Below are 23629 nucleotides of genomic sequence, written 5' to 3' on the forward strand. Positions count from 1 at the left end.
GAATGCTCCCGCTTTCTTCTTATTATCGACGTAAACCAAGTTTGTTGATTAACTCACGATAACGAGTAACGTCTTTGTTACGTAGGTAGTTAAGTAAGTTACGACGTCGACCTACCATTTTTAAAAGACCACGACGTGAATGGTGATCCTTTTTATGAGTACGTAAGTGACCGTTTAGATTGTTAATTTGCTCTGTTAGGACAGCGATTTGAACTTCTGGAGAACCAGTGTCGTTCGCATGAGTTTTGTACTCACTAATGATTTCATTTTTACGCTCTTGTGTGATAGCCATCCTATTCACCTCCTTATTATTAAACCCCAGTTACCGAGCAAAACGTTGGTGAATCGTAATGCCAAGCAATGGTTGTTTTACATACAAGTGTTATGTTACTACTTATTGAAGCAAAAAGCAAGTCGTAGCAACTATTTATATATATTTTTTTATTTCTTATGCTTTTGAATTCCTTCAAAATAGGAAAGGGCTTCTTCCTTATCCTTTGAGATCTGACCAACAAGCTCTTCGATGCCGCTGAACTTTTTTTCTGACCGAATCATTCGGTGCCATTTCACCGTTACGTGCTGATCGTAGATTTGCTCGTCAAATGACAATAAGTGGACTTCAATTGTTGGCTTTTCTAAATTATCGTGAAAAGTCGGCTTATAGCCCACGTTGCATACTCCTGCATACCACTTGCCGTGGAGCTGAAGCTCAACAGCATACACGCCGATGCGCGGAAGTAAATACTCGTCGTCTAAAGCGATGTTAGCAGTAGGAAAACCTATTTGCCTGCCTCGCTTTTCTCCATGAGTTACTGTACCTGACACTTCATAATAGCGGCCGAGCAGCTCTTTTACTCGATGCATATCTCCATTTGCTAAACTTTCGCGAATAAGCGTTGAACTAATTTTTTCTTCGCCATTTGTTAACTTATCAATTGTTGTTTGCGTGAATTTTGATCGAGAATGAAATGGTAGTATTTCCATTGTTCCTTTACCTAACTTTCCATACGTATAGTCAAATCCAGCTACCACATGCTGCACATTCAGGCCAATAATATACTGATCAACAAACTCTTGAGGCAATAGTGCTGCAAACTGTTTATCAAAATGAACGATATATAAAAAGTCAATTCCCATTTCCTCAATGAGTTTCTTTTTTTCTTCAAGTGGTGTGATCATATCAATGTGCTGTACATTGCGCCCGAGCACCACAGAAGGGTGAGGAGTAAACGTCATAACAGCACTAGCTATGCCTTTTTCATCCGCTAACTGTTTCGCTGAATTTATCACTTGCTGATGCCCTAAATGCACACCATCAAAATAACCAAGCGCTAACACTGATTGTTGAACAGCTTCTCGTTGAAAGTGGTGTGGATGTCGAATTTCAATCGTTTCCAAAACACAGTTCACCTTTTCCCTAACCGGTCTAGTCGATTGCCAACACTTTAACCGGCTTCATTAAATGTTTTTTTGTTGGGTGCTGAGCATAAATCGCTAAGCACTTGCCTGCAGAATTTATCATTAAAAAGAATGGTTCTTTTTTTAACTCTTCATCTTCCGTACACGGCAATACCGCGCCGTTTTTCACTTTCTCTGCTAATGTATCACTAATTTGAAGTTTCGGCAAATGATTAAGAGCTTCTTCGATGGAATGCAGTTTCTCATTGATCGTTTCTTCTTCGACCGCTCGTTCAATATCTTCAAATGTCATACAATCTTCCAGTGAAAACTGCCCGGAACCCGTTCGCTGCAAATAAGACATATGAGACGGATAGCCCAGAGCTTCTCCAATCATCACAGCAAGCGTTCGCACATATGTACCTTTGCTGCACGTTACGCGGAATTTGAAGGAAATTTGTTCTCCCTCAAATGTAGCGCGATTATCCAGCAGTTCAAAGTTGTAAATATGAATGGTTCTCACAGGGCGCTCTACTTCGATTCCTTGCCTTGCATATTCATATAGCTTTTTACCTTTGACTTTTACCGCGGAGTACATTGGAGGCACTTGCTGAAGTTCTCCCGTCATCGAAGACAGCACTTCTTCGATTTGAGCACGCGAAAAAGAATCTGCTACTTTCTTTTCTTCTACAACCTCTCCCGAAGAATCTTCTGTTGTTGTAGAAAATCCGAGTGTCACTTCTCCTTCATAGGTTTTAGTAGCTCCTGTTAGATACTCTACAATTTTGGTAGCTCTACCGATACAAATAGGTAATACCCCTGTAACGTCTGGGTCTAATGTGCCTGTATGCCCTACTTTTTTAGTGCGAAGCAGCTTTCGGACTTTAAACACACAGTCGTGCGAAGTCAGGCCAGCTGGTTTATGTAAAACTAAAACACCGTCCACTCATTCTTCATCTCCTTTTCATTTAAAAAAGGGTGTCTCAGAAGCAAAAACCACTTTTGAGACACCCTTTTTTGTTTCTACATTCACTGATCTTATTCGTTCTCTTGATGGTCATCGCTTTCTTTTTTAATTTCATGAAGCAATGATTCAATTCGATTACCATAATCAATTGATTCATCAAACTCAAACGTAATTTCAGGTGTTTTACGTAAGCGAATGCGCTGACCGATTTCTGAGCGGATAAATCCTTTTGCTTTCGCAAGGCCTTTTAACGTATTCTCACGCTGTTCAGCATCTCCTAAAACAGAGATATAAACTTTCGCTTGCTGTAAATCGCCTGATACTTGAACATCTGTTACAGTCACAAAACCGATGCGCGGATCCTTGATTTTACGATTTAAAATCTCGCCCATCTCTTTTTTCATTTGTTCTCCGACTCTAGTTGCTCTTATGTTCATCTGTGTCACCCCTTTTATAACCAATCAAAAGTTGTAATGGTACGTTCAATCTCTGGAAAAGAATCAATCAAGCTTAGCGCTTTTTGCAGTTCTTGTTCCGTTGTGACACGGCTAGATGAGACTGCGACAATGCTAATTTTTGTTCGTTGCCACACATCTTGAAAATCAGTTTCTGAAACTGATACGTTAAACCGCTGCTTCAAGCGCATCAAGATGCGCTGAAGCACGGCACGTTTTTCTTTAAGAGAAGCAGCATCGTAAATTAAGCATTCACACTCCACTAGTCCAATCATTTAGGATCAATTTGCTCCATTACATATGCTTCAATAATATCTCCTTCTTTAATATCATTGAAGTTTTTAATTGTAATACCACACTCATATCCTTGAGCAACTTCTTTTGCATCGTCTTTAAAGCGTTTTAGCACATCTACTTCACCTTCAAAGATAACAATTCCGTCACGGATTAAACGAATTCCACTATTACGCGTAATTTTACCGTCTGTTACGTAACTTCCTGCGATTGTACCAACTTTTGATACTTTGAATGTTTGACGTACTTCCACTTGACCGATGATTTTTTCAGCAAACTCAGGATCAAGCATTCCTTTCATCGCAGATTCAATTTCTTCAATTACTTTATAAATAATGCGGTGAAGACGAATATCTACGTTTTCTACGTCAGCTGTACGTTTTGCTCCAGCATCTGGACGCACGTTAAAGCCGATAACGATTGCGTTAGAAGCAGTTGCAAGAATGATATCAGATTCTGTAATCGCACCTACACCCGTATGGATAATACGAACATTTACACCCTCTACATCAATCTTTTGAAGAGCAGCAGCCAATGCTTCTACAGAACCTTGTACGTCTGCTTTTACGATAAGGTTTAAGTCTTTCATTTCACCTTGTTTAATTTTTTCAAATAAATCATCTAAGCTTACGCGAGATTTTTCACCGCGCTGTTGTTCAAGCTGCTTTTGAGCACGCGCTTCTCCAATTTGACGAGCTGTTTTCTCATCTTCAAACACTAAGAAACAATCTCCAGCTAATGGAACTTCGTTTAAGCCAGTAATCTCAACCGGAGTAGATGGTCCTACTTCCTTCACACGGCGGCCGATATCATTTACCATTGCGCGAACGCGACCAAACGTATTTCCGACTACGATCGGATCACCTACGCGTAGTGTACCAGTTTGAACAAGAAGCGTTGCTACAGACCCACGGCCTTTATCTAGCTGTGCTTCTACAACTGTACCTGCTGCACGGCGGTTAGGATTTGCTTTTAACTCTTCTACTTCACTTACAAGTAAAATCATTTCAAGCAACTGATCGATACCTTCACCTGAAATAGCTGAAAGCTTACAGAAGATTGTTTCTCCGCCCCACTCTTCAGCTACAAGTCCGTGCTCCATTAGTTCTTGCATAACGCGATCTGGATTTGCTGCTTCTTTATCCATTTTGTTAACCGCAACAATAATTGGCACTTCTGCCGCTTTTGCATGGTTAATCGCTTCAATTGTTTGAGGCATTACACCATCATCTGCTGCAACAACAAGGATTGTAATATCCGTTACTTGCGCACCGCGAGCACGCATCGTTGTAAATGCAGCATGCCCTGGTGTATCAAGGAATGTAATTTTCTTTTCGTCAACCACAACTTGATAAGCACCGATATGCTGCGTGATACCGCCTGCTTCTGCTGCCGTTACTTTTGTGTTACGGATAGAGTCAAGAAGCGTCGTTTTACCGTGGTCAACGTGACCCATGATTGTAACAACTGGAGGACGCACTTGAAGGTCTTTTTCGTCATCGATGATTTCTAATGATTCAAAAGCAGTATCATCTACCACTACTTCTTCTTCAACTTCTACACCGTATTCTCCGGCAATTAGTTCGATAGAATCTTTATCTAACTCTTGGTTAATTGTTGCCATTACACCAAGCATAAATAGTTTTTTAATAATTTCAGAAGGCTCTTTGCCTAATTCTTTTGCTAACTCAGAAACCGTTAAGCTTCCGACAAACGTTACTTTTTCCGGTAACTCTTTTGCAGCTGCTGGAGCTGGTCTACCTTTTGGTGCCTGTGACTTTTGTGCCTGTGGCTTTTTGTTACCTTTATTGTTTCCTTTGTTAGCTGTTGATTTTGTATTTTTATTCAATACTTTCACCCCCATAAAATTAACCGAGCATCGTTGCTAGCTTTTTAGCAAATCCCTCGTCCATAACGGCCACCACAACTCGAGCATCTTTACCAATCGCTTGACCTAGCGTGTAGCGATCGGGAACGATTCTAACCGAAACGTTGTAGTAAGAACATTTATCCGTTACTTTTTTCTTTGTGTTTTCAGACGCATCGCTTGCTAAAAGTACTAACTTTGCTTTTTGTTTCCGAACTTCTCTAACCACAAGTTCTTCTCCAGAAATCAATTTGCGTGCACGGTTTGCAAGCCCTAAAAAGGAGATCCATTGTTCATTCATTAGCGTGACTGTTTCTCCTTTTCTACAAGCGCTAGCAACTCTTCATAAACCGCTTCATCTATTGACGCGCCTAAATGTGTCGAAAGCACATTTTTCTTTTTTGCCAATAAAATTGCTTCTTTATCCTTGCTTACATAAGCTCCGCGCCCGGACTTTTTACCCGTTACATCAACTGAAACGTCGCCTTCTTTTGAGCGTACAACACGTACTAGCTCTTTTTTAGGCTTCATTTCTCCAGTGGCCACACATTTTCGCATCGGGACTTTTTTACGATTGTTCACCTTGGCTCACCTCTTATTCCATATCTTCATCTGAATCAAATGCATGTTGACTTACTAGCATATCATCGCTGTTTTTTACAACCATACCTTCTTGTTCAGCTTCTGATTGACTTTTAATATCAATTTTCCAGCCTGTCAGCTTAGCAGCTAGACGTGCATTTTGTCCACGTTTACCAATTGCAAGTGACAGCTGATAGTCAGGAACGATAACAGTTGTTGCTTTTTCATTTTCATCTACAATCACATCTACTACCTTAGATGGACTTAGGGCATTGGCAACAAATTCAACTGGGTCATTTGACCAGCGAACGATGTCAATTTTTTCACCTTTTAGTTCATTCACAACAGCCTGTACGCGCTGACCTTTTGGCCCAACACAAGAACCGACCGGATCTACTTCAGCATACTCAGAATGAACAGAGATTTTTGAACGGTCTCCAGCTTCGCGAGCTACTGATTTTAATTCAACTGTACCGTCATAGATTTCCGGTACTTCTTTTTCGAAAAGACGTTTTAAAAGACCTGGGTGCGTACGTGAAACATAGATTTGTGGGCCTTTTGTTGTTTTTTCTACTTTCGTAATATACACTTTAATACGATCATGAGGTTTATACTGTTCATTTGGCATTTGCTCGCTTTGAGGAAGCAATGCTTCAATTTTGCCAAGGCTCACATAGATGAAGCGAGAATCTTGACGCTGAACAATACCTGTCATAATATCTTCTTCACGATCGCTGAACTCTGAATAGATAACGCCGCGTTCTGCCTCACGAACACGCTGTGTAACAACTTGTTTTGCCGTTTGAGCCGCGATGCGTCCAAAGTCTTTTGGCGTTACTTCGATCTCAACCACATCGTCTAGCTGAAAGTTAGGGTTGATTGTTTGTGCTTCTTCAACCGAAATTTCCAGACGTGGATCATATACTTCATCAACCACATCTTTGCGAGCAAACACACGCATTGAACCTCTTTCTAAATTTAAATCAACGCGTACGTTTTGCGCTTGGTTAAAGTTGCGTTTGTAAGCAGAAATTAGCGCTGCTTCAATTGCTTCAATAATTACATCTTTGCTAATGCCTTTCTCTTTTTCAAGAATGACTAAGGCATCAAATAACTCACTGCTCATCGTTGGATAATCCCCCTTTAATATTGGCCCCTACACATTAAAATACAATCGCTAATCGAGCAAAAGCGACTTTGTCATATGGTAAAACCACCGTTTTTGTGCGTGTTTTGATACGAATAGATAACGTGACAGTTTCTCCGTCAAATGATTGTAATTCGCCTTCAAATTCTTTTGCACCTTCAATTGGTTCATATGTTTTTATGTATACATGCTTACCAATTGCACGTTCAAAATCTTTATCTTTTTTTAATGGGCGTTCCGCACCAGGCGATGATACTTCTAAAAAATAGTTATGAGAGATTGGATCTACTGCATCCATTTTCTCACTCAATTTTTCACTTACTGCTCCGCAGTCTTCAATATCCACGCCGGTATCAGAGTCGATAAACACACGTAAAAACCAATCTTTTCCTTCTTTTACGTATTCAATTTCAACAAGCTCTAAATTCATTTCCTCTAAGATAGGGGAAACCATTTCTTCTACTGTTTGTTTTACATTTTTACTCATTCTAATCCTCCCTTCGAGACATTGCATGGTATGTTTAGGTTACGCGTTTTTTATGTCTCTTATATCAAAAAAGAGTGGTTTATTTGCTATTTTTATTTTGCACTCTATAAGAGGTCTAACCTACTAGAGTGGAAATGTTGTCATTTATGTTGCAGGATTTTAAACGTCACATAATAAATCAATCATGGTGATTGAAAATCTACAGAAAAAACGAATCATGCTAGAAGCCGATTCGTTCTCCATACTACTTACTATGTCAGTAAGTTCATATCAATAAGAAAGAGCGGGTTTCCCCACTCTTTCTCGTCCGTATCCTTAGCATTTCCACAATTACTATATCATAACCGCTTATTTTATGCAAATGTTAGAAAAGAGAAAGCTGGTTCTGATCAGGTAATGATTCAAGGCATCCATGGTTGTCTAGATACTCTAAAATCGTCTTTGATACTTTGCCTCGCTGCTGCAAGTCTTCTTTCGATAAAAACTCTCCTGTTTCACGAGCTTTTACAATATTCAGCGCTGCATTTGTACCCAGACCGGGAATGGCATTAAACGGTGGCACTAAAGACGTGCCGTCAATTAAAAATTCATCTGCGCTTGATTTATATAAATCTACTTTTTTAAACGAATAGCCTCGTTCGCACATTTCTAAAGAAAGCTCAAGCACTGTTAATAAGTTTTTCTCTTTAGGAGATGCATCTAAACCTTTAGCGTTGATTTCTTCCATCTTCGCTCGAATGGCAGTTGAGCCTTTAATCATCGTATCAATATCAAAGTCATCTGCACGAACCGTAAAGTACGCTGCGTAATAAAGAAGCGCGTGATGCACTTTAAAGTAAGCAATACGCACGGCCATCAATACATAAGCGGCGGCATGGGCTTTAGGGAACATGTACTTGATCTTTTTACAGGAATCAATATACCAGTCCGGTACACCATTTTTGATCATTTCTTCTTCAAATTCAGGTGTTAGCCCTTTCCCTTTACGCACAGACTCCATAATTTTAAAGGCAAGTGACGGTTCAAGACCTTGATAAATTAAATAAACCATAATATCATCACGACAGCCAATTACTTCGCTTAAGTTACAAATGTCATTGCGAATTAACTCCTGCGCGTTACCAAGCCATACGTCCGTCCCATGTGACAGTCCCGAAATTTGAACAAGCTCTGAAAACGTCGTTGGCTTCGTATCTTCTAACATTTGACGCACAAAGCGCGTTCCAAATTCAGGTATACCAAGCGTTCCTGTTTTACACATAATTTGCTCTTCTGTTACGCCAAGTGATTCCGTTCCGCTAAAAATTTTCATCACTTCAGGATCATCCGTCGGAATCGTTTTTGGATCAATTCCACTTAAATCTTGAAGCATGCGAATCACGGTCGGATCATCGTGTCCGAGTATATCAAGTTTTAATAAATTATCATGAATCGAATGGAAGTCAAAATGAGTTGTTCTCCATTCGGAATTACGGTCGTCAGCTGGAAACTGGATCGGTGAAAAATCGAAGATATCCATATAGTCCGGCACAACGATAATCCCCCCTGGATGCTGACCAGTTGTACGTTTTACGCCCGTACATCCTGCTACTAAACGATCCACTTCTGCGTTTCGTAAATGTAAATCACGGTCACCGGCATAGCCTTTTACATAGCCATAAGCTGTTTTTTCGGCTACTGTACCGATTGTTCCCGCGCGGTATACATTATCTTCTCCAAACAGTACTTTTGTATAGTTATGAGCTCGCGGCTGATACTCTCCGGAGAAGTTCAAATCGATATCGGGAACTTTGTCTCCTTTGAATCCTAAGAACGTTTCAAACGGAATATCGTGTCCGTCTTTAATAAATGGTACGCCACAATCGTCGCAGCTTTTGTCGGGCAAGTCGAATCCTGAACCAACGGAACCGTCATTAAAAAACTCGGATTTCTTACATTTTGGACAAACATAATGCGGCGGAAGTGGGTTTACTTCTGTAATTTCCGTCATCGTCGCAACGAATGAAGACCCTACGGAACCACGTGAACCAACTAAGTAACCATCATTCAAGGATTTTTTAACAAGTTTATGCGAGATCAAGTAAATAACGGCAAACCCGTGGCCGATAATACTTTTCAACTCTTTCTCTAGACGAGCTTCTACTACTTCAGGCAGCTCTTCACCATAGATGCTGCGTGCCATCGCATAGCTCATTTCACGCATTTCTTCGTCTGCGCCTTCAATTTTTGGCGTATATAAATCATCTTTAATTGGTTTAATATCGTCAATCATATCCGCTATTTTTTGCGTATTATGAACAACAATTTCTTTTGCTTTGTCTCCATCTAGAAATGAAAAACAATTCAGCATCTCATCCGTTGATCTAAAATGAACATCCGGCAGCTGATGACGATTTAGCGGGTTAGCTCCGCCTTGTGATCCAATTAAAATTTTTCGGTAAATTTTGTCTTCCGGATTGAGATAGTGAACATTTCCTGTTGCTACAACCGGCTTTCCAATCTTTTCACCAAGCTTCACAATATTACTAATAATGTCTTTTAAGGCTTTCTCGTCTCGCACTAAATCTAGTTCAATTAAGTGCTTGTAGTTCTCAGGAGGCTGTACTTCGATGTAATCATAAAATTCAGCTGCTCCTTCTACTTCATCGATTCCTTTTTGCATCATGCCTTCGAATACTTCGCCCCGATCACATGCGGTTCCAATCAAAATGCCTTCTCGATATTTGTCGAGCTGAGATCTTGGAATTCGCGGAACTCGATAAAAGTAATTTAAATGAGAAATCGAAACAAGTTTAAATAGATTTTTTAAACCTACGTCGTTTTGTGCTAAAAGCGTCGCATGATAAGGACGGGCTCGCTGATAGGCATTCCCTTCTCCCATATAATCATTTAAGCGATCGTGCATCGTAATTTCGCGTTCAAATGCATCTTTCAGCATTTTATTTAACAAATAGCCTGTTGTTTCCGCATCATAAATCGCGCGGTGATGCTGCACAAGTTCAATATCAAACTTTTTAGCAAGAGTATTTAAACGATGGTTTTTCATATGCGGATACAAAAATCTTCCGAGTTCAAGCGTATCAATAACGCCGTTAGCCGCTTTTTCTAATCCGATTTTTTGCAGTCCCATATTTAAAAATCCCATATCAAAGCTTGCATTATGAGCAACTAAAATACTGTCACCCATCCACTCGTGAAAATCACGAAGTACTTCTGAGATTTCAGGCGCATTTTGGACCATATCATCTGTAATACCCGTCAGTTCAATTGTTGTTGCAGACAGAGGATGATGAGGATTTGCAAACCGTTCAAATCGATCGATGATTTCGCCTTCTTTCATCTTCACGGCAGCAAGTTCAATAATGGTATCGTATACGGCTGACAAACCGGTTGTTTCGACGTCAAATACTACGTAAGTTGCTTCTGTCAAATCCACATGCTGCGGATTATAGGCAATCGGCACACCGTCGTCTACTAAATTGACTTCCACTCCGTACAGTATTTTAATGCCGTTCTTTTTGCCGGCTCCATACGCTTCAGGGAATGACTGTGCAACCGCATGATCGGTTATGGCTACAGCTGGATGTCCCCATTTTTTGGCTTGTCCGACTAAAGCTCCAACAGATGAAACGGCATCCATTTGACTCATTGGCGTATGCAAGTGGAGTTCCACACGTTTTTCATCTTCAGGCGCTGTATCCTGTCTAGCAGGACCGGTAATCTCGTTAACATCATTTCCAATCATAACTAGATCACGGACAAATGTATCGTTTTGTACACTTCCGCGAACCTTTACCCACATTCCTTTTTTAATTGCTTGAAGTAAAGGAATATCTTCTTTGTCACGTGAAAACATCTTAACCATAATAGAATTTGTATAGTCTGTCACTTTAAAAATAAGAAGCGTACGCCCGCTTCGTAATTCCCTAGTTTCTGCATCAAATACGTATCCTTCAACGGCAATTCGCTTTTCTTCATCCACAATGGAGTCCAGGCGAACCGTCTCGTCTTTAATCGTATATCCAATTGTAAGCGGACCTTTTGGTAGGTCTGGTCCATCACTTTTTTCATTTTCTTTATTTTGCATTTCGGTGATGGCTTGTAATACTTTTTCTGTATCTTCTTGTTTTCGTTGCTCTACAAACTGCTGAAATGCTTCTTCTGAATGTACAACTTCCGTCATTAGCTGAAGGTTCGGAAACCCATAGGACGCATACTGATCAGCAATTAACTGACTATACTTTTTACGTAAAGCCGTTCCTTCTGCATCATGTCGTGCATTTACAATCAATTTGGCACCGTTCAATCTCGGCATTTGATCTTGTAAAAGCGACTGTAAAAGCGGAGATATGCCCTGCATTTCTCCAATACAATGCTTCCAATATGACTGTACATGCTCTTCCGTACATTCTTTATTAACGGTTTGAATAGAAAAAGAAACACTCGCAATATGAGAAAAAGCTGAAGACATGCGAGCATGGAATAACTCATAGATCTCAAAGGGTAGTAACCCTTCTAAAGAAAAATGGAAATGCCATTTTTTTTGTTCTTTCTGAATGACGAGCTTTTCAATCGCTGCGTTTTCAAAATAAGGAACAATTTGATCACTCGTCAGCTCTAACTGCTGCAGCAGCAACTTAAAACGCTCTTTTTTTCCTAGCGTTTGTGCTTCCAAGTTTTCTGCCTCCTTTTATAAATGAGTGCAATCTATTTTAACATAAATGACTTCTATTCTGTCATATGTTCTGTTTATAAACATAAAAACAGCAGGGATACAAATCCCCGCTGCTTCATTACTTCGCTAGCAGTTCTTTCACTGTTGAAACAAGATTGTCAACTGACACTTCTAATGACTCCCCAGTTTTGCGTACTTTTACTTCTACAATTCCTTCATATGCACGTTTACCAACTGTTACTCGAACAGGAAGACCAATTAAATCTGAATCTGCAAATTTTACTCCTGCACGCTCTTGGCGGTCATCTAACAGCACTTCAAAGCGATTATCTAATAACTCATTATATAATTGCTCACCTAGTTCACGCTGTTCATCATTTTTTACGTTAACTGGAATAACGTGTACTTGATAAGGCGTAACAGCTTCTGGCCATAGAAGACCGTTTTCATCATTAAATTGTTCTGCAATCGCAGCTACTGTACGAGAAACACCGATACCATAGCAGCCCATAATCATTGGCTGGCTGCGTCCGTTCTCATCTAGATACGTTGCTCCCATTGCTTCACTGTAGCGAGTTCCTAGTTTAAAGACGTGTCCGACTTCAATACCTTTAGCGAACTTAATAAAGCCTTGTCCATCGGGTGACTGATCCCCTTCTTGGATGAAGCGGAAATCTTCGTAAGTTGCATTAAAGTTACGTTCATTCACATTTGTGTAGTGATAACCTTCTTCATTTGCTCCGCATACACCGTTAACAATTGCTTTTACCGCATGATCAGCTACCACTTCTACTGAATCACTTACGCCAATCGGTCCTACTGAACCAACTGCGCATTTTAATACTTCTTTTGTTTCTTCTGGAGTTGCCAGTTCAACAACGGAAGCTTCAAAATAGTTTTTCACTTTAATATCGTTTACTTCGTGATCCCCGCGAACAAGCACAAGCACAAAACGATCATCTACTTTAAATAAAAGGGACTTGATACAAGAAGTCGCTTCAACATTTAAGAAAGCAGCTACGTCTTCAATGCTATGCTGATTTGGTGTTTCCACTTTTGTTAATTCTTTTTCAGCTTCACCTGATTTTTCATACGTATTTACAACCGGTGCCATTTCAACATTTGCTGCATAAGAAGATGTATCTGAATAAGCAATTGTATCTTCCCCAATTTCAGAAAGAACCATAAATTCATGCGTATCTTTTCCGCCCATTGCACCTGAATCAGCGATAACCGCACGGAAATTTAATCCGCAGCGCTCAAAAATGCGGCTGTAGGCAGCAAACATTTTATCATATACTTCATCTAAACTTTCTTGAGAAGCATGAAACGAATATGCATCTTTCATAATAAATTCACGACCGCGTAATAAGCCAAAGCGTGGACGTTTTTCATCGCGGAACTTCGTTTGAATTTGATATAAATTTAGCGGTAAACGTTTGTATGACTTCACTTCGTCACGAAGCAAGCTTGTAATAACTTCTTCGTGTGTTGCTCCCAAAGCAAATTCACGGCCGTGACGATCTTTCATACGCATTAACTCAGGTCCATATGAGTACCAGCGGCCAGACTCTTGCCACAATTCAGCTTGTTGTAAAGCTGGCATCAATAATTCGACAGAACCTGCACGGTCCATCTCTTCACGAACAATTTGTTCAACTTTTTGCAATACGCGCTTACCAAGCGGTAAAAAGCTGTATACGCCGCTTGCATTTTGGCGCATGAAACCCGCGCGCAATAGAAGCTGATGGCTTTTTATATCCGCATCAGCTGGCACTTCTCTTAATGTAGGAATCAATGTAGAACTTTGTCTCATAACCTCGCACCTCTTTGCTTACTTCTCTATCTTATTTTTTTAAGGCGGACGATGCCGCAATTTTCATATAATCAGCGAGGGAATATCCCTCGCTGAGCGTATGTCTTATAAAAAGAACTTTTGAATATCGTTCCACGTTACAACGAGCATCAGCAGCATTAATAAAGCAAAACCGATAAAATGAACAATGCCTTCTTTTTGACGATCAATTGGCTTACCGCGAATTCCTTCTACAGCGAAGAACAATAGTCGCCCTCCATCTAAAGCAGGAAGTGGAAGCAAATTGACAATCCCTAAGTTAATACTTAAAACGGCTGCCCATTTCATTAGATAATAAATGCCTGACTGTGCTACTTGATCGGTTGCTGCGTAAATACCTACAGGACCAGAAAGCATATCCAGTTTGAACTGTCCTGTCACAAGCTTCCCTAGACCGGTCAAGATTTCTTTCATCCACGTATATGTTTCAGTAGCTCCGTGCGTGATCGAACCAATGAATGACTTTTCAACCGGTGCATATACGCCAATTAATCCAATTGTCTGTTCCCCAACTTTGCGACTTTCAGGTGTAATCGGAATATCTAGCGTTTTGCCGCCGCGCTGAACCGTGAATGTAATTTGCTGTTCAGGATGTTTTTGAATTACTTTTACGACATCATCCCACGTTGAAACACTTTGTCCATCAATTGCTTGAACTTTATCTCCTTGTTTGAGTCCCGCATCAACGGCTACTCCATCTGATGTTAATTTGCCCATCACGGGTTTGTCAACAACATATCCTTGAGAAATCCCAAGAACGATAAAAATAACAAAGGCTAATATAAAGTTCATTAGTGGACCAGCGAAAATGGCTAGCGCACGCTGACCAAGAGTTTTAGAGGCAAACTGACGGCTATAAGGTGCAATTTGAATTTCTTCTCCATCCATAACGAAGTAAGATTCTTCTGCTACCTCGAATTTTTGCAGACGTTCATCTTCACCTTCTTCATAACCTGAAATAAATAGATTATGCTCTAAGTCTGCTTGCTCTACCTCAATAACTTTTGCATTGGGATGCTGTTCCTTGTTATTAATAATGACTTTATTTACTTTACCTTCCTTATCGAACGTGAGGCCCACCATTTGACCAGGCTTTACTTCGATCATTTCTGGGTCTTCTCCAGCCATTCGAACAAATCCACCTAGAGGCAGCAAGCGAATGGTATAAACTGTTTCATCTCGTTTAAATGAAAAGATTTTGGGACCAAACCCAATGGCAAACTCACGGCATAAGATGCCTGCACGCTTTGCAAAAACTAAATGACCAAGCTCATGAAAGAATACAAGAGCTCCAAAAATGACGACAAACGCAATGACTGTGTTCAATGGGTATTACCCCCTTCATGTAATAGAGTCAAATCTCCACCCACCAGAAATAAGTGAGCGGCTTCTCTCGCACGCACATTATCGAGAGATGGCGGATCTAACAAACTCTCTTGCTTCTAAATCTACTTCTTTAATAGTAGATAAACAAGGTTTCTGTATTACAGTATGTTCATTCATTGCTTTTTCAATCACATCTTCAATTTGTAAAAATGTAATGTGACCATCTAAAAAGGCTTGAACAGCTTCTTCATTAGCTGCATTTAAAACAGTCGGAAGTGTTCCACCCGCTTTGCCAGCCTCAAATGCAAAAGCTAAACAGCGAAAACGCTCTTCATCCATTTTAGCGAAGTGAAGCTGGCCAATATCCGCCAAGCTTAAACGCTTGGTGTTAGGCAAAGACATGCGTTTTGGATACGTTAATGCGTATTGAATTGGCACGCGCATATCAGGCGTTCCAAGCTGAGCAATAACGCTTGTATCCGAATACTCTACCATAGAATGAATGATGCTTTCCTTATGTAACAATACATCAATTTTCTCATAGGGAAGATCAAAAAGCCAATGTGCTTCAATCACTTCTAGTCCCTTATTCATCATCGTTGCCGAATCAATTGTAATTTTAGCTCCCATCGACCAGTTTGGATGATTTAATGCATCTTCAACCGTTACTCCCTGTAGTTCTGCTCTCGTTTTATCTCGAAAGCTCCCTCCAGAAGCCGTTAAAATTAAACGGTCTATTGCTTTTTGATCTTGCCCTTGCAAACTTTGAAAAATAGCTGAGTGCTCACTGTCTACCGGTAAAATATCAGCGCCATATTCCTTGGCTGCTTCCATAACAAGGTGACCAGCAGTAACAAGTGTCTCCTTATTTGCAATAGCAATCGTTTTTCTCATTTTGATTGCTTCTAGCGTAGGAGTCAACCCTACACTCCCAAGAACAGCATTTACTAAAACTTCTGTGGATGGATGAGTTGCCACTTCCACAAGTCCTTCTTCTCCATAAACAAATCGAATAGAAGGGAATTCTGCTTGCAGTGACAGACAATCTTCTTTCTTCATCACAGAAACAAGGGTTGGCTTACACTGCTGAATAATCTTTCTTGCTTCATTAATATTTCGACCTACAGAGATTGCTGAGAGCTCAAAATACTCAGGATGCGCTCGAACAATATCAACGGTTTGAGTACCGATTGAACCTGTAGCTCCTAACAAGGAAATTTTCTTCAAGTATATTCACTCCTATTAAAACAAAGACATCTTTTTTATAGAGATAATAAAAAAGCTAAAATTGGCATGATGAACATCAAACTGTCAAAACGGTCTAAAATCCCACCATGACCGGGTAAAATCTTCCCTGAATCTTTTACGCCATAGTGACGTTTGAACGCTGATTGTACAAGATCACCCATCTGGCCAAATAACGATACGATAATACCAATTACAAGTAGTTCAATCATAGTTTGATCAATATTTGCTAACAGCTTAAATACAATGGCTACTACAATAGCGCATACGACGCCACCAACAAAACCTTCAATTGTTTTATTGGGACTGATTTCCGGCCATAGCTTTCGTTTCCCCATTGCTCGTCCAATAAAATAAGCTCCGGAATCCGTCGCCCAAATAATAAGAAAAGCAAAGAACAAATAAGCTAACCCGAACTCTTGACGAACCTCGATAAAATAATGAAAGCCAAAGCCAACATATACTGTCGTTAATAAAATAAACCCAACGTCATCGAAGGTAAATTTATTTTTAACTACAACCGTGTACATTAATAAAAGAAGGACAGCAGCAAGCGCTACTTCTATCTTATGTTCACTTAAGAATTGAAATGCAACATCTCTTCCATTTGGTAGTAAAAACACCCAAGTTAGCAATAAACTAATGATACTTGGAAAAGACATTGCTTTCAAATGTTTCATTTTTAAAAGCTCAATTACACCAACTGTTCCGATTACATACATAATAAGGGTAAAAGGTAACCCTCCAATTAAAACAATCGGCACAAATACCGCAAGTGCTACAATCGCGGTGATAATGCGCTGTTTCATCTTGTTTTCCACACCTTCTTATACACCACCAAAGCGGCGTCCGCGCTTTTGAAACGCCTCGACTGCTTCGATTAAATGATTTTCTTTAAAATCTGGCCATAATACTTCTGTAAACCAAAACTCTGTGTAAGCTAGCTGCCAAAGCATAAAATTACTTAAGCGAAGCTCACCGCTTGTACGAATAAGCAAATCCGGATCTGGAAGGCTTTTGCTCATTAAATAGGAAGAAAATAAATTTTCTGAAATAGAAGAGGAAGCTACTTTTCCCTGTTCTACATCTTCTACCAATGACTGAATAGCGCCCATGATTTCGTGACGGCTACCATAATTAAGCGCGAAGTTTAAAATCAGCCCTGTGTTATCCTTTGTTTTTTCAATTGCGTTATCCACGGCTCGAATCGTATGGGCAGGGAGCTCACTTTTATCCCCCATAATACGAACTTGCACATTTTTTTCAATTAGCTCAGGCAGAAAGGTTGTTAAAAATTCCTCTGGCAGTTTCATTAAAAACTCGACTTCAGTTTTGGGGCGCTTCCAATTTTCAGTGGAAAATGCATATAAAGTTAATACTTTAACACCTAATTCATTGGCCAATCTGGTCACATGACGCACTACCTTCATTCCTTCATGATGGCCCATCATGCGAGGAAGAGCTCGTTTTTGCGCCCAACGACCGTTCCCATCCATAATAATTGCAATATGTTCAGGAACAGGGTGCTGTTTCACTTGATCTTTTCGTTCTGACAAAGACAGTGTATTTAAATCTTGACTTTTCTTCCATGCTTGAAATTTTCTTAACATGCAAAGGTCCCCCGTTGTACGCTCTCACATAAACGTGTGGCTTATGTGAGTTTTTTCTTACTACACATTATTAACAAAAAAACCCCCTGTAAACAATAGAGGGTCTTTTACAATATATTTTACCTTGAAATGACTTAAACTGCCATAATTTCTTCTTCTTTATCTTTCGCCACTTTATCCACTTTTACGATATGATCATCCGTTAGTTTTTGAATGTCATCACTGTAGCCGCGTAAATCGTCTTCAGTAATTTCACCTTTTTTCTCTAACTTTTTGAAATCATCATTTGCATCACGGCGTACGTTACGAACCGCAACTTTTGCTTCTTCAGCATATTTTTTCACCATTTTCACTAACTCACGACGACGTTCTTCCGTTAAAGCAGGAATCGATAAACGGATAATAGTTCCATCGCTTGTAGGTGTTAACCCTAAGTCAGATTTTAAAATAGCTTTTTCAACTTCACCAATTTGTGATTTGTCATAAGGCTGAATAACAAGCATACGAGCTTCAGGCACGCTTACTTGCGCCAATTGGTTAATTGGTGTTGGTGCACCGTAGTATTCTACCGTTACGCGGTCAAGAAGTGACGCGCTTGCACGTCCAGCACGAATTGATGCTAGTTCGCGGCTAAATGATTGAATTGCTTTTTCCATTCTTTCTTTTGCGTTTTGCAACACTTGTTTTGGCATGTTTATTTCCCCTTTACAATTGTTCCAATGTTTTCGCCTGTAACGGCACGTTTAATATTGCCTTCTTCCGTAATTGAAAAAACAATTAGCGGAATATCATTGTCCATACATAATGAAGAAGCTGTAGAATCCATAACAGCTAGTCCATCTTTTAAAACATCAATATACGTTAATGTTTCGTATTTTACAGCATCAGGTACAAGCTTAGGATCTGCATTATAAACGCCATCTACGTTGTTTTTAGCCATTAAGATAACGTCAGCTTCGATTTCAGCTGCGCGCAAAGCTGCTGTTGTATCTGTAGAGAAATAAGGGTTTCCTGTACCCGCGGCGAAAATAACAACGCGTTTTTTCTCAAGATGACGAACAGCTTTTCTTCTAATATAAGGCTCTGCTACTTGTCTCATCTCGATAGAAGTCTGAACTCGTGTTTGCACACCAATGTTCTCTAAGCTATCTTGGAGAGCCAAAGAGTTCATTACTGTTGCTAGCATTCCCATATAATCAGCAGCGGCACGATCCATACCCATTTCACTGCCAATTTTACCACGCCAAATGTTTCCACCACCAACGACTACAGCAATTTCCACACCTAATTCATAAACGGCTTTTACTTGTTCAGCAACAGATTTGATGATGGATGGGTTAATACCAAAACCCTCTTCACCAGCTAATGCTTCTCCACTTAACTTTAATACGATACGATTATATTTTGCTTGACTCATGCTTACCTCCATCGTTAACGGTGAGATCTCTTTTGTAAAAAAGGGAACACACAGTGTTCCCTATACGGTCAAACCCTTACTTTTTAACTTGGTTCATTACTTCTTCAGCGAAGTTGTCTTGACGTTTCTCAATACCTTCTCCTACTTCAAAACGAACGAAGCTTTCAACAGTAGCGCCTTTGCTCTCAACGAACTGACGTACTTTTTGATCAGGATTTTTAACAAATGTTTGATCTAGTAAGCAAATATCTTCGAAGAATTTGCCAAGGCGACCTTCAACCATTTTTGCAACGATTTTTTCTGGTTTGCCTTCGTTTAATGCTTGTTGAGTTAATACTTCGCGCTCGCGCTCAGTTTCTTCAGCAGAAACTTGATCACGAGAGATGTATTTAGGGTTGATTGCAGCAATGTGCATAGCAACGTCTTTTGCAACAGCTTCTTCAGTTGTACCAGATAATACTGTTAACACACCGATACGTCCGCCAGCATGTAGGTAAGCACCGAATGCATCAGCATCAGTTTTTGTTGCTACAGCGAAACGACGTAGAGATAATTTTTCTCCGATTGTAGCGATTGCAGAGTTGATGTGTTCTTCAACAGTTGCACCGTTTTCCATTTTTTGAGTAGCAGCTTCAGCAGCGTCAGCTGGTTTGTTAGCTAAGATGTGAGCAGCTAATTCTTTTGTTAACTTTTGGAAACCTTCGTTTTTCGCAACGAAATCAGTTTCAGAGTTAACTTCTAAGATAACAGCTTCGTTACCTTGAGTTTCGATGTAAGTTAGACCTTCAGCAGCAATACGGTCTGATTTTTTAGCAGCTTTTGCAATACCTTTTTCACGTAAGAAATCAATTGCTTGCTCCATATCACCGTTAGTTTCAGTTAACGCTTTTTTACAATCCATCATACCAGCGCCAGTTTTTTCACGTAATTCTTTTACCATTTGAGCAGTAATTGCCATAATGTGTAGCCTCCTTGTTTGGGTATGTAATTAATGTATATAAATGGGTTAAATCTTTTCAAAAAAAGGTGATAAAAGGCTATTCCCTCTTATCACCTTTCACGGAATTAAGCAGTAGTTGTTTCAGTTTCAACTGCTGTTTCTTCACCTTGTTTAGCTTCTAGAATAGCATCAGCAACTTTAGAAGTTAAAAGTTTAACAGCACGAATTGCATCATCGTTTGCAGGGATTACATAATCAATTTCGTCTGGATCACAGTTAGTGTCTACGATACCAACGATTGGAATGTGTAATTTTTTAGCTTCCGCTACTGCAATACGCTCTTTACGAGGGTCAATGATGAATAATGCATCTGGAAGTTGTTTCATATCTTTAATGCCGCCTAAGAATTTTTCAAGACGCTCTAACTCTTTTTTAAGTTGAACTACTTCTTTCTTAGGTAGTACTTCAAAAGTACCGTCTTCTTGCATTTTTTCGATATCTTTTAAACGTTTGATACGTTTTTGGATAGTTGAGAAGTTAGTTAATGTACCACCTAACCAACGTTGGTTAACAAAGTACATACCAGCGCGAGCTGCTTCTTCTTTAACAGAATCTTGAGCTTGTTTTTTCGTACCTACGAATAAAACAGTACCGCCGTCTGCAGCTAATTCTTTAACGAATTTGTACGCTTCTTCTACTTTCTTAACTGTTTTTTGAAGATCGATAATGTAGATGCCGTTACGCTCAGTGAAGATGTATTTCTTCATCTTTGGGTTCCAACGGCGAGTTTGGTGACCGAAATGTACACCAGCTTCTAGTAATTGTTTCATTGAAATTACTGACATGTGTTTTTCCTCCTAATGGTTTTAAGTCTCCTCCGCTTATTTCATCTTCAGCCGAAACTACAAAAAGTAGCACCATCAACCGAATCAACAAGCGTGTGTAATAACACCAAAAACAAATATAGCACACTCCTTTTTCACAAGCAAGCGTTTCATTAAGTTTATTGATGAAATTTCAATAATAATTCGATTTCAGTTTTCCCTCTGTGTAAATGTTTTGCAATTTCTTCAATTGTTAAACCTTTTCTTTTTAAATAAACGGAAAATTCTTTTATCTCTTCACCTGACAAATCTTGAATTTGGTCTGTAGTTAATTCGTCAAAAGATGTGCGTATATGTTTCTGATTTTCTTCTATAGAAAGAAGTTCATGCAGCGACTGGGAAGGCTCACTTTTTAGATCTACCCTTTGAACAAGCATGTCTTCTTCATCTACCAAAGGTGATTTTACGCTGCTTTTTTCTACTTCCGAAGAAAGCGAAGTGGAACGCTCTCGAAGCTGACTTAAAAACTGCTCGTTTTGTTCCTGAAATTCAGCGAGATAGGAGCTCATCGCAGCTTCCATTTTATTGATATTTTGCTGGTGCAAGCGTTCAATTCTTTTCACTTTGGTCACTTGCATATATAAAAGAATAATGCAAAACAGTGATAGACCATGAATTAAAAAACTAACTGTGAGTAAAAACCCCATTCTTTTACCTCTTTGCTAAATTATTTTACTTAAACTCGTACGCATTTTAAACAGCGCTTTCGAATGAATTTGAGAAATACGTGAAGTAGATAGCCCTAACAGCTGTGCGATCTCTGTGAAAGTCAGCTCTTCTTTATAGAATAATGAAACAACGAGCTGTTCTTTCTCATTTAGCTGCTCGATAACTTCAGCAAGCTCTTGATATCGTTCATCGTTAATTAGCTCCTCTTCAGGAGAGAGCATTTTTTCATCTTTAATCGTATATTTTTGTTCTCCATCTTCATACTCTTTTGGCTGTTCTTCCATTGACAAAACGTTAGCTAAGAAGCCTTCATTCATCGTATGAACGACATCTGCTTCTGTCATGCCTACTTCTTTTGCAACTTCACTTGGTGCAACTCTACGCAAGTATCTTTGTTCAAGTGCTTCCGTTGCTTGCTCAATTCTTTTCGTCTTTTCCCTTGCGCTTCTTGATAGCCAATCTTCTTTACGAAGTCCATCTATTATCGCCCCTCGAATTCGAAAAGACGCATATGTATCAAACTTCAAGTCTCTACCGTAATCAAACTTTTCCAACGCATCGTAAAGGCCGACTAACCCTAAACTACGAAGCTCTTCTTTATGAATATTTTTAGGCAGCCCTACACTAATCCGCTGAACATGATAGTTAACAAGCGGCATATACTTTTTCACAAGCATGTTTCCCGCATGTGAGTCTCTCGTCTCTATCCATTCCTGCCAAATTTTATGTTCTTCAACTTCTTGTATACTTTTCAAGGGTCTTTCAACTCCTTTTTATAGCGCTATTAAACGGTAACGGTCAGGGCACGCTTTATATCGTTTTTATCCCTTCGTTAATCGTGCGAACCTTTAAAATAGCCGTTTGAGGATCAAATTCAATTGTGCGTCCGTTGTGTCCTCCTATAGCTTTTGCTGCAATTTCTACACTGTTTCTATGCAGCTCTTTCTCTACTGCTTGAACATTTCGAAGGCCAATTCGCATGACATCATTTCTTGGTTCAAATTGAAACATCTGCGCGCCTCCTGCTATTTTTGCTTTCAACAATTTTCTATGTGCGCCTTGTTTAATCAACATATTTATCAAGTCAAAAATGGCTGTATCTGCATATTTAGCTCTATTAAAAGGACATTTGGCCCCGCTTGAATCCGGAAGCATTACATGAGCGAGCCCAGCTACCGAGTGAACAGAGTCATAAACGACAACTCCTACACATGATCCTAATCCCGCTGTTCGAAGCACTGCGGGTGCATGTGTAACATTCATCTCGGCAATTCCTACCTTAATCACTTGTTTATCATCTCTCACGATTCTTCAACTCCTAGAACCTTCAGCGTGATATCCATTATTCGTTTGGCTCACTGGAGGTGGTCTTCTAAAGAGAGAACTTTAGGTAAATTTAGAAGAACAATTAAACGGCTATCTACTTTAACAACTCCGTTTAAGTATTCTACAGCTGTTCCTTCAACTGTTTCAGGCACTGAAGCAATCGTTTTTTCATCAATGTCTACTACATCATTTGCCGCATCGACAATCAAACCTGCTTCTACATCATTAAGACGAACCATAATAATACGTGTCAGCTCATGGTTAAGCTGTTCTTGCAAGTTAAAACGAGTGCGCAAATCAATAATCGGTGTAATAACACCGCGAAGATTAATAACACCTTTTACATATTCTTTTACTCCAGGAACGCGTGTTATGTGCTGAATCTTTTCAATCGATTGCACTTCTTCTACTGAAATTCCGTACTCCTCGTCCCCCAATTGAAACACAATAATTTTCATGCCTTTCTCCCTTTCTTTTTACAGCAT

Annotated in this window: 23 protein-coding genes and 1 pseudogene; all 24 read right to left on the minus strand. The window is 39.6% G+C overall.

All coding sequences use genetic code 11. From position 1 onward, the window contains the following. Positions 1 to 22: 22 nt before the first annotated feature. Positions 23 to 292: a 30S ribosomal protein S15 gene (gene rpsO / locus ACO1DI_RS05360; RefSeq protein ID WP_013058831.1), complete on the minus strand. Its 270-nt coding sequence runs from the start codon at positions 290 to 292 to the stop codon at positions 23 to 25. A gap of 149 nt (positions 293 to 441) precedes the next feature. Then, positions 442 to 1398 carry a bifunctional riboflavin kinase/FAD synthetase gene (ribF, locus tag ACO1DI_RS05365; protein WP_042991925.1) on the minus strand — a complete coding sequence of 319 codons (957 nt, stop codon included), beginning with the start codon at positions 1396 to 1398 and terminating at the stop codon, positions 442 to 444. 28 nt (positions 1399 to 1426) lie between these two features. Then, positions 1427 to 2344, minus strand: coding sequence for a tRNA pseudouridine(55) synthase TruB (truB, locus tag ACO1DI_RS05370; RefSeq protein WP_014458471.1), 918 nt, complete (start codon positions 2342 to 2344; stop codon positions 1427 to 1429). A gap of 92 nt (positions 2345 to 2436) precedes the next feature. Further along, the gene (gene rbfA / locus ACO1DI_RS05375; protein ID WP_013058834.1) at positions 2437 to 2802 is read right to left on the minus strand and encodes a 30S ribosome-binding factor RbfA; all 366 of its coding nucleotides are present in this window, start codon (positions 2800 to 2802) and stop codon (positions 2437 to 2439) included. 14 nt (positions 2803 to 2816) lie between these two features. After that, positions 2817 to 3095: a DUF503 domain-containing protein gene (locus tag ACO1DI_RS05380; protein ID WP_013058835.1), complete on the minus strand. Its 279-nt coding sequence runs from the start codon at positions 3093 to 3095 to the stop codon at positions 2817 to 2819. Continuing rightward, positions 3092 to 4960 (minus strand): annotated as a pseudogene (infB, locus tag ACO1DI_RS05385) (translation initiation factor IF-2); the annotation flags it as partial. The pseudogene infB and the gene ACO1DI_RS05380, both read right to left, overlap by 4 nt. A 22-nt stretch (positions 4961 to 4982) precedes the next feature. Next, positions 4983 to 5282, minus strand: a complete 300-nt coding sequence (locus tag ACO1DI_RS05390) for a YlxQ family RNA-binding protein (RefSeq protein WP_014458470.1) — start codon at positions 5280 to 5282, stop codon at positions 4983 to 4985. Further along, positions 5282 to 5563, minus strand: coding sequence for an RNase P modulator RnpM (gene rnpM / locus ACO1DI_RS05395; RefSeq protein WP_013058838.1), 282 nt, complete (start codon positions 5561 to 5563; stop codon positions 5282 to 5284). Before rnpM ends, ACO1DI_RS05390 begins: the two co-directional genes overlap by 1 nt. 13 nt (positions 5564 to 5576) lie before the next feature. Next, entirely contained in the window at positions 5577 to 6689 is a 1113-nt protein-coding gene (nusA, locus tag ACO1DI_RS05400; protein WP_013058839.1) for a transcription termination factor NusA, read from the minus strand. Between the two features lie 37 nt (positions 6690 to 6726). Beyond that, complete coding sequence (rimP, locus tag ACO1DI_RS05405; protein WP_423145152.1) at positions 6727 to 7197, minus strand: ribosome maturation factor RimP; 471 nt, start codon at positions 7195 to 7197, stop codon at positions 6727 to 6729. A 364-nt stretch (positions 7198 to 7561) separates the two neighbouring features. Next, entirely contained in the window at positions 7562 to 11872 is a 4311-nt protein-coding gene (locus ACO1DI_RS05410) for a PolC-type DNA polymerase III (protein ID WP_014458467.1), read from the minus strand. A 118-nt stretch (positions 11873 to 11990) separates the two neighbouring features. Then, the gene (locus ACO1DI_RS05415) at positions 11991 to 13688 is read right to left on the minus strand and encodes a proline--tRNA ligase (RefSeq protein WP_423145153.1); all 1698 of its coding nucleotides are present in this window, start codon (positions 13686 to 13688) and stop codon (positions 11991 to 11993) included. Between the two features lie 105 nt (positions 13689 to 13793). After that, positions 13794 to 15053 carry an RIP metalloprotease RseP gene (gene rseP, locus ACO1DI_RS05420; protein ID WP_115654821.1) on the minus strand — a complete coding sequence of 420 codons (1260 nt, stop codon included), beginning with the start codon at positions 15051 to 15053 and terminating at the stop codon, positions 13794 to 13796. 78 nt (positions 15054 to 15131) lie between these two features. Further along, positions 15132 to 16280 carry a 1-deoxy-D-xylulose-5-phosphate reductoisomerase gene (gene dxr / locus ACO1DI_RS05425; RefSeq protein WP_014458464.1) on the minus strand — a complete coding sequence of 383 codons (1149 nt, stop codon included), beginning with the start codon at positions 16278 to 16280 and terminating at the stop codon, positions 15132 to 15134. A 35-nt stretch (positions 16281 to 16315) separates the two neighbouring features. Then, positions 16316 to 17107: a phosphatidate cytidylyltransferase gene (locus tag ACO1DI_RS05430; protein ID WP_014458463.1), complete on the minus strand. Its 792-nt coding sequence runs from the start codon at positions 17105 to 17107 to the stop codon at positions 16316 to 16318. 18 nt (positions 17108 to 17125) lie between these two features. Continuing rightward, on the minus strand, positions 17126 to 17908 hold the full coding sequence (locus ACO1DI_RS05435) for an isoprenyl transferase (RefSeq protein ID WP_014458462.1): 783 nt from the start codon (positions 17906 to 17908) through the stop codon (positions 17126 to 17128). Between the two features lie 134 nt (positions 17909 to 18042). Continuing rightward, positions 18043 to 18600: a ribosome recycling factor gene (gene frr, locus ACO1DI_RS05440; protein ID WP_013058847.1), complete on the minus strand. Its 558-nt coding sequence runs from the start codon at positions 18598 to 18600 to the stop codon at positions 18043 to 18045. Positions 18601 to 18602: 2 nt separating this feature from the next. Further along, positions 18603 to 19325: a UMP kinase gene (pyrH, locus tag ACO1DI_RS05445; RefSeq protein ID WP_013058848.1), complete on the minus strand. Its 723-nt coding sequence runs from the start codon at positions 19323 to 19325 to the stop codon at positions 18603 to 18605. Positions 19326 to 19401: 76 nt separating this feature from the next. Next, a complete protein-coding gene (gene tsf / locus ACO1DI_RS05450) occupies positions 19402 to 20283 on the minus strand; it encodes a translation elongation factor Ts (RefSeq protein WP_013058849.1) in 882 nt (293 codons plus the stop codon). A 107-nt stretch (positions 20284 to 20390) separates the two neighbouring features. Next, positions 20391 to 21110, minus strand: coding sequence for a 30S ribosomal protein S2 (gene rpsB / locus ACO1DI_RS05455; protein ID WP_013058850.1), 720 nt, complete (start codon positions 21108 to 21110; stop codon positions 20391 to 20393). A gap of 158 nt (positions 21111 to 21268) precedes the next feature. Continuing rightward, complete coding sequence (locus tag ACO1DI_RS05460) at positions 21269 to 21796, minus strand: hypothetical protein (protein ID WP_140451697.1); 528 nt, start codon at positions 21794 to 21796, stop codon at positions 21269 to 21271. 15 nt (positions 21797 to 21811) lie between these two features. Continuing rightward, positions 21812 to 22573: a FliA/WhiG family RNA polymerase sigma factor gene (locus ACO1DI_RS05465; RefSeq protein WP_014458459.1), complete on the minus strand. Its 762-nt coding sequence runs from the start codon at positions 22571 to 22573 to the stop codon at positions 21812 to 21814. A gap of 55 nt (positions 22574 to 22628) precedes the next feature. Beyond that, positions 22629 to 23123, minus strand: a complete 495-nt coding sequence (locus ACO1DI_RS05470) for a chemotaxis protein CheD (RefSeq protein WP_042991924.1) — start codon at positions 23121 to 23123, stop codon at positions 22629 to 22631. Positions 23124 to 23173: 50 nt separating this feature from the next. After that, the gene (locus ACO1DI_RS05475; protein WP_014458457.1) at positions 23174 to 23602 is read right to left on the minus strand and encodes a chemotaxis protein CheW; all 429 of its coding nucleotides are present in this window, start codon (positions 23600 to 23602) and stop codon (positions 23174 to 23176) included. Between the last annotated feature and the right edge of the window lie 27 nt (positions 23603 to 23629).

This window comes from Priestia sp. 40 (assembly GCF_049368575.1).
GTDB classification, from domain to species: Bacteria; Bacillota; Bacilli; order Bacillales; family Bacillaceae_H; genus Priestia; species Priestia zanthoxyli.

Bases quoted from the DNA above. Each gene is read 5' to 3' on its own strand.
- nusA (WP_013058839.1), bottom strand. From the start codon at position 6,689: ATGAGCAGTGAGTTATTTGATGCCTTAGTCATTCTTGAAAAAGAGAAA.
- ACO1DI_RS05475 (WP_014458457.1), bottom strand. From the start codon at position 23,602: ATGAAAATTATTGTGTTTCAATTGGGGGACGAGGAGTACGGAATTTCA.
- rimP (WP_423145152.1), bottom strand. From the start codon at position 7,197: ATGAGTAAAAATGTAAAACAAACAGTAGAAGAAATGGTTTCCCCTATC.
- frr (WP_013058847.1), bottom strand. From the start codon at position 18,600: ATGCCAAAACAAGTGTTGCAAAACGCAAAAGAAAGAATGGAAAAAGCA.
- rpsB (WP_013058850.1), bottom strand. From the start codon at position 21,110: ATGTCAGTAATTTCAATGAAACAATTACTAGAAGCTGGTGTACATTTC.
- ACO1DI_RS05415 (WP_423145153.1), bottom strand. From the start codon at position 13,688: ATGAGACAAAGTTCTACATTGATTCCTACATTAAGAGAAGTGCCAGCT.
- ACO1DI_RS05460 (WP_140451697.1), bottom strand. From the start codon at position 21,796: ATGGGGTTTTTACTCACAGTTAGTTTTTTAATTCATGGTCTATCACTG.
- ACO1DI_RS05380 (WP_013058835.1), bottom strand. From the start codon at position 3,095: ATGATTGGACTAGTGGAGTGTGAATGCTTAATTTACGATGCTGCTTCT.
- ACO1DI_RS05435 (WP_014458462.1), bottom strand. From the start codon at position 17,908: ATGTTAAGAAAATTTCAAGCATGGAAGAAAAGTCAAGATTTAAATACA.
- ACO1DI_RS05430 (WP_014458463.1), bottom strand. From the start codon at position 17,107: ATGAAACAGCGCATTATCACCGCGATTGTAGCACTTGCGGTATTTGTG.
- pyrH (WP_013058848.1), bottom strand. From the start codon at position 19,325: ATGAGTCAAGCAAAATATAATCGTATCGTATTAAAGTTAAGTGGAGAA.
- rpsO (WP_013058831.1), bottom strand. From the start codon at position 292: ATGGCTATCACACAAGAGCGTAAAAATGAAATCATTAGTGAGTACAAA.
- rbfA (WP_013058834.1), bottom strand. From the start codon at position 2,802: ATGAACATAAGAGCAACTAGAGTCGGAGAACAAATGAAAAAAGAGATG.
- ACO1DI_RS05390 (WP_014458470.1), bottom strand. From the start codon at position 5,282: ATGAATGAACAATGGATCTCCTTTTTAGGGCTTGCAAACCGTGCACGC.
- tsf (WP_013058849.1), bottom strand. From the start codon at position 20,283: ATGGCAATTACTGCTCAAATGGTAAAAGAATTACGTGAAAAAACTGGC.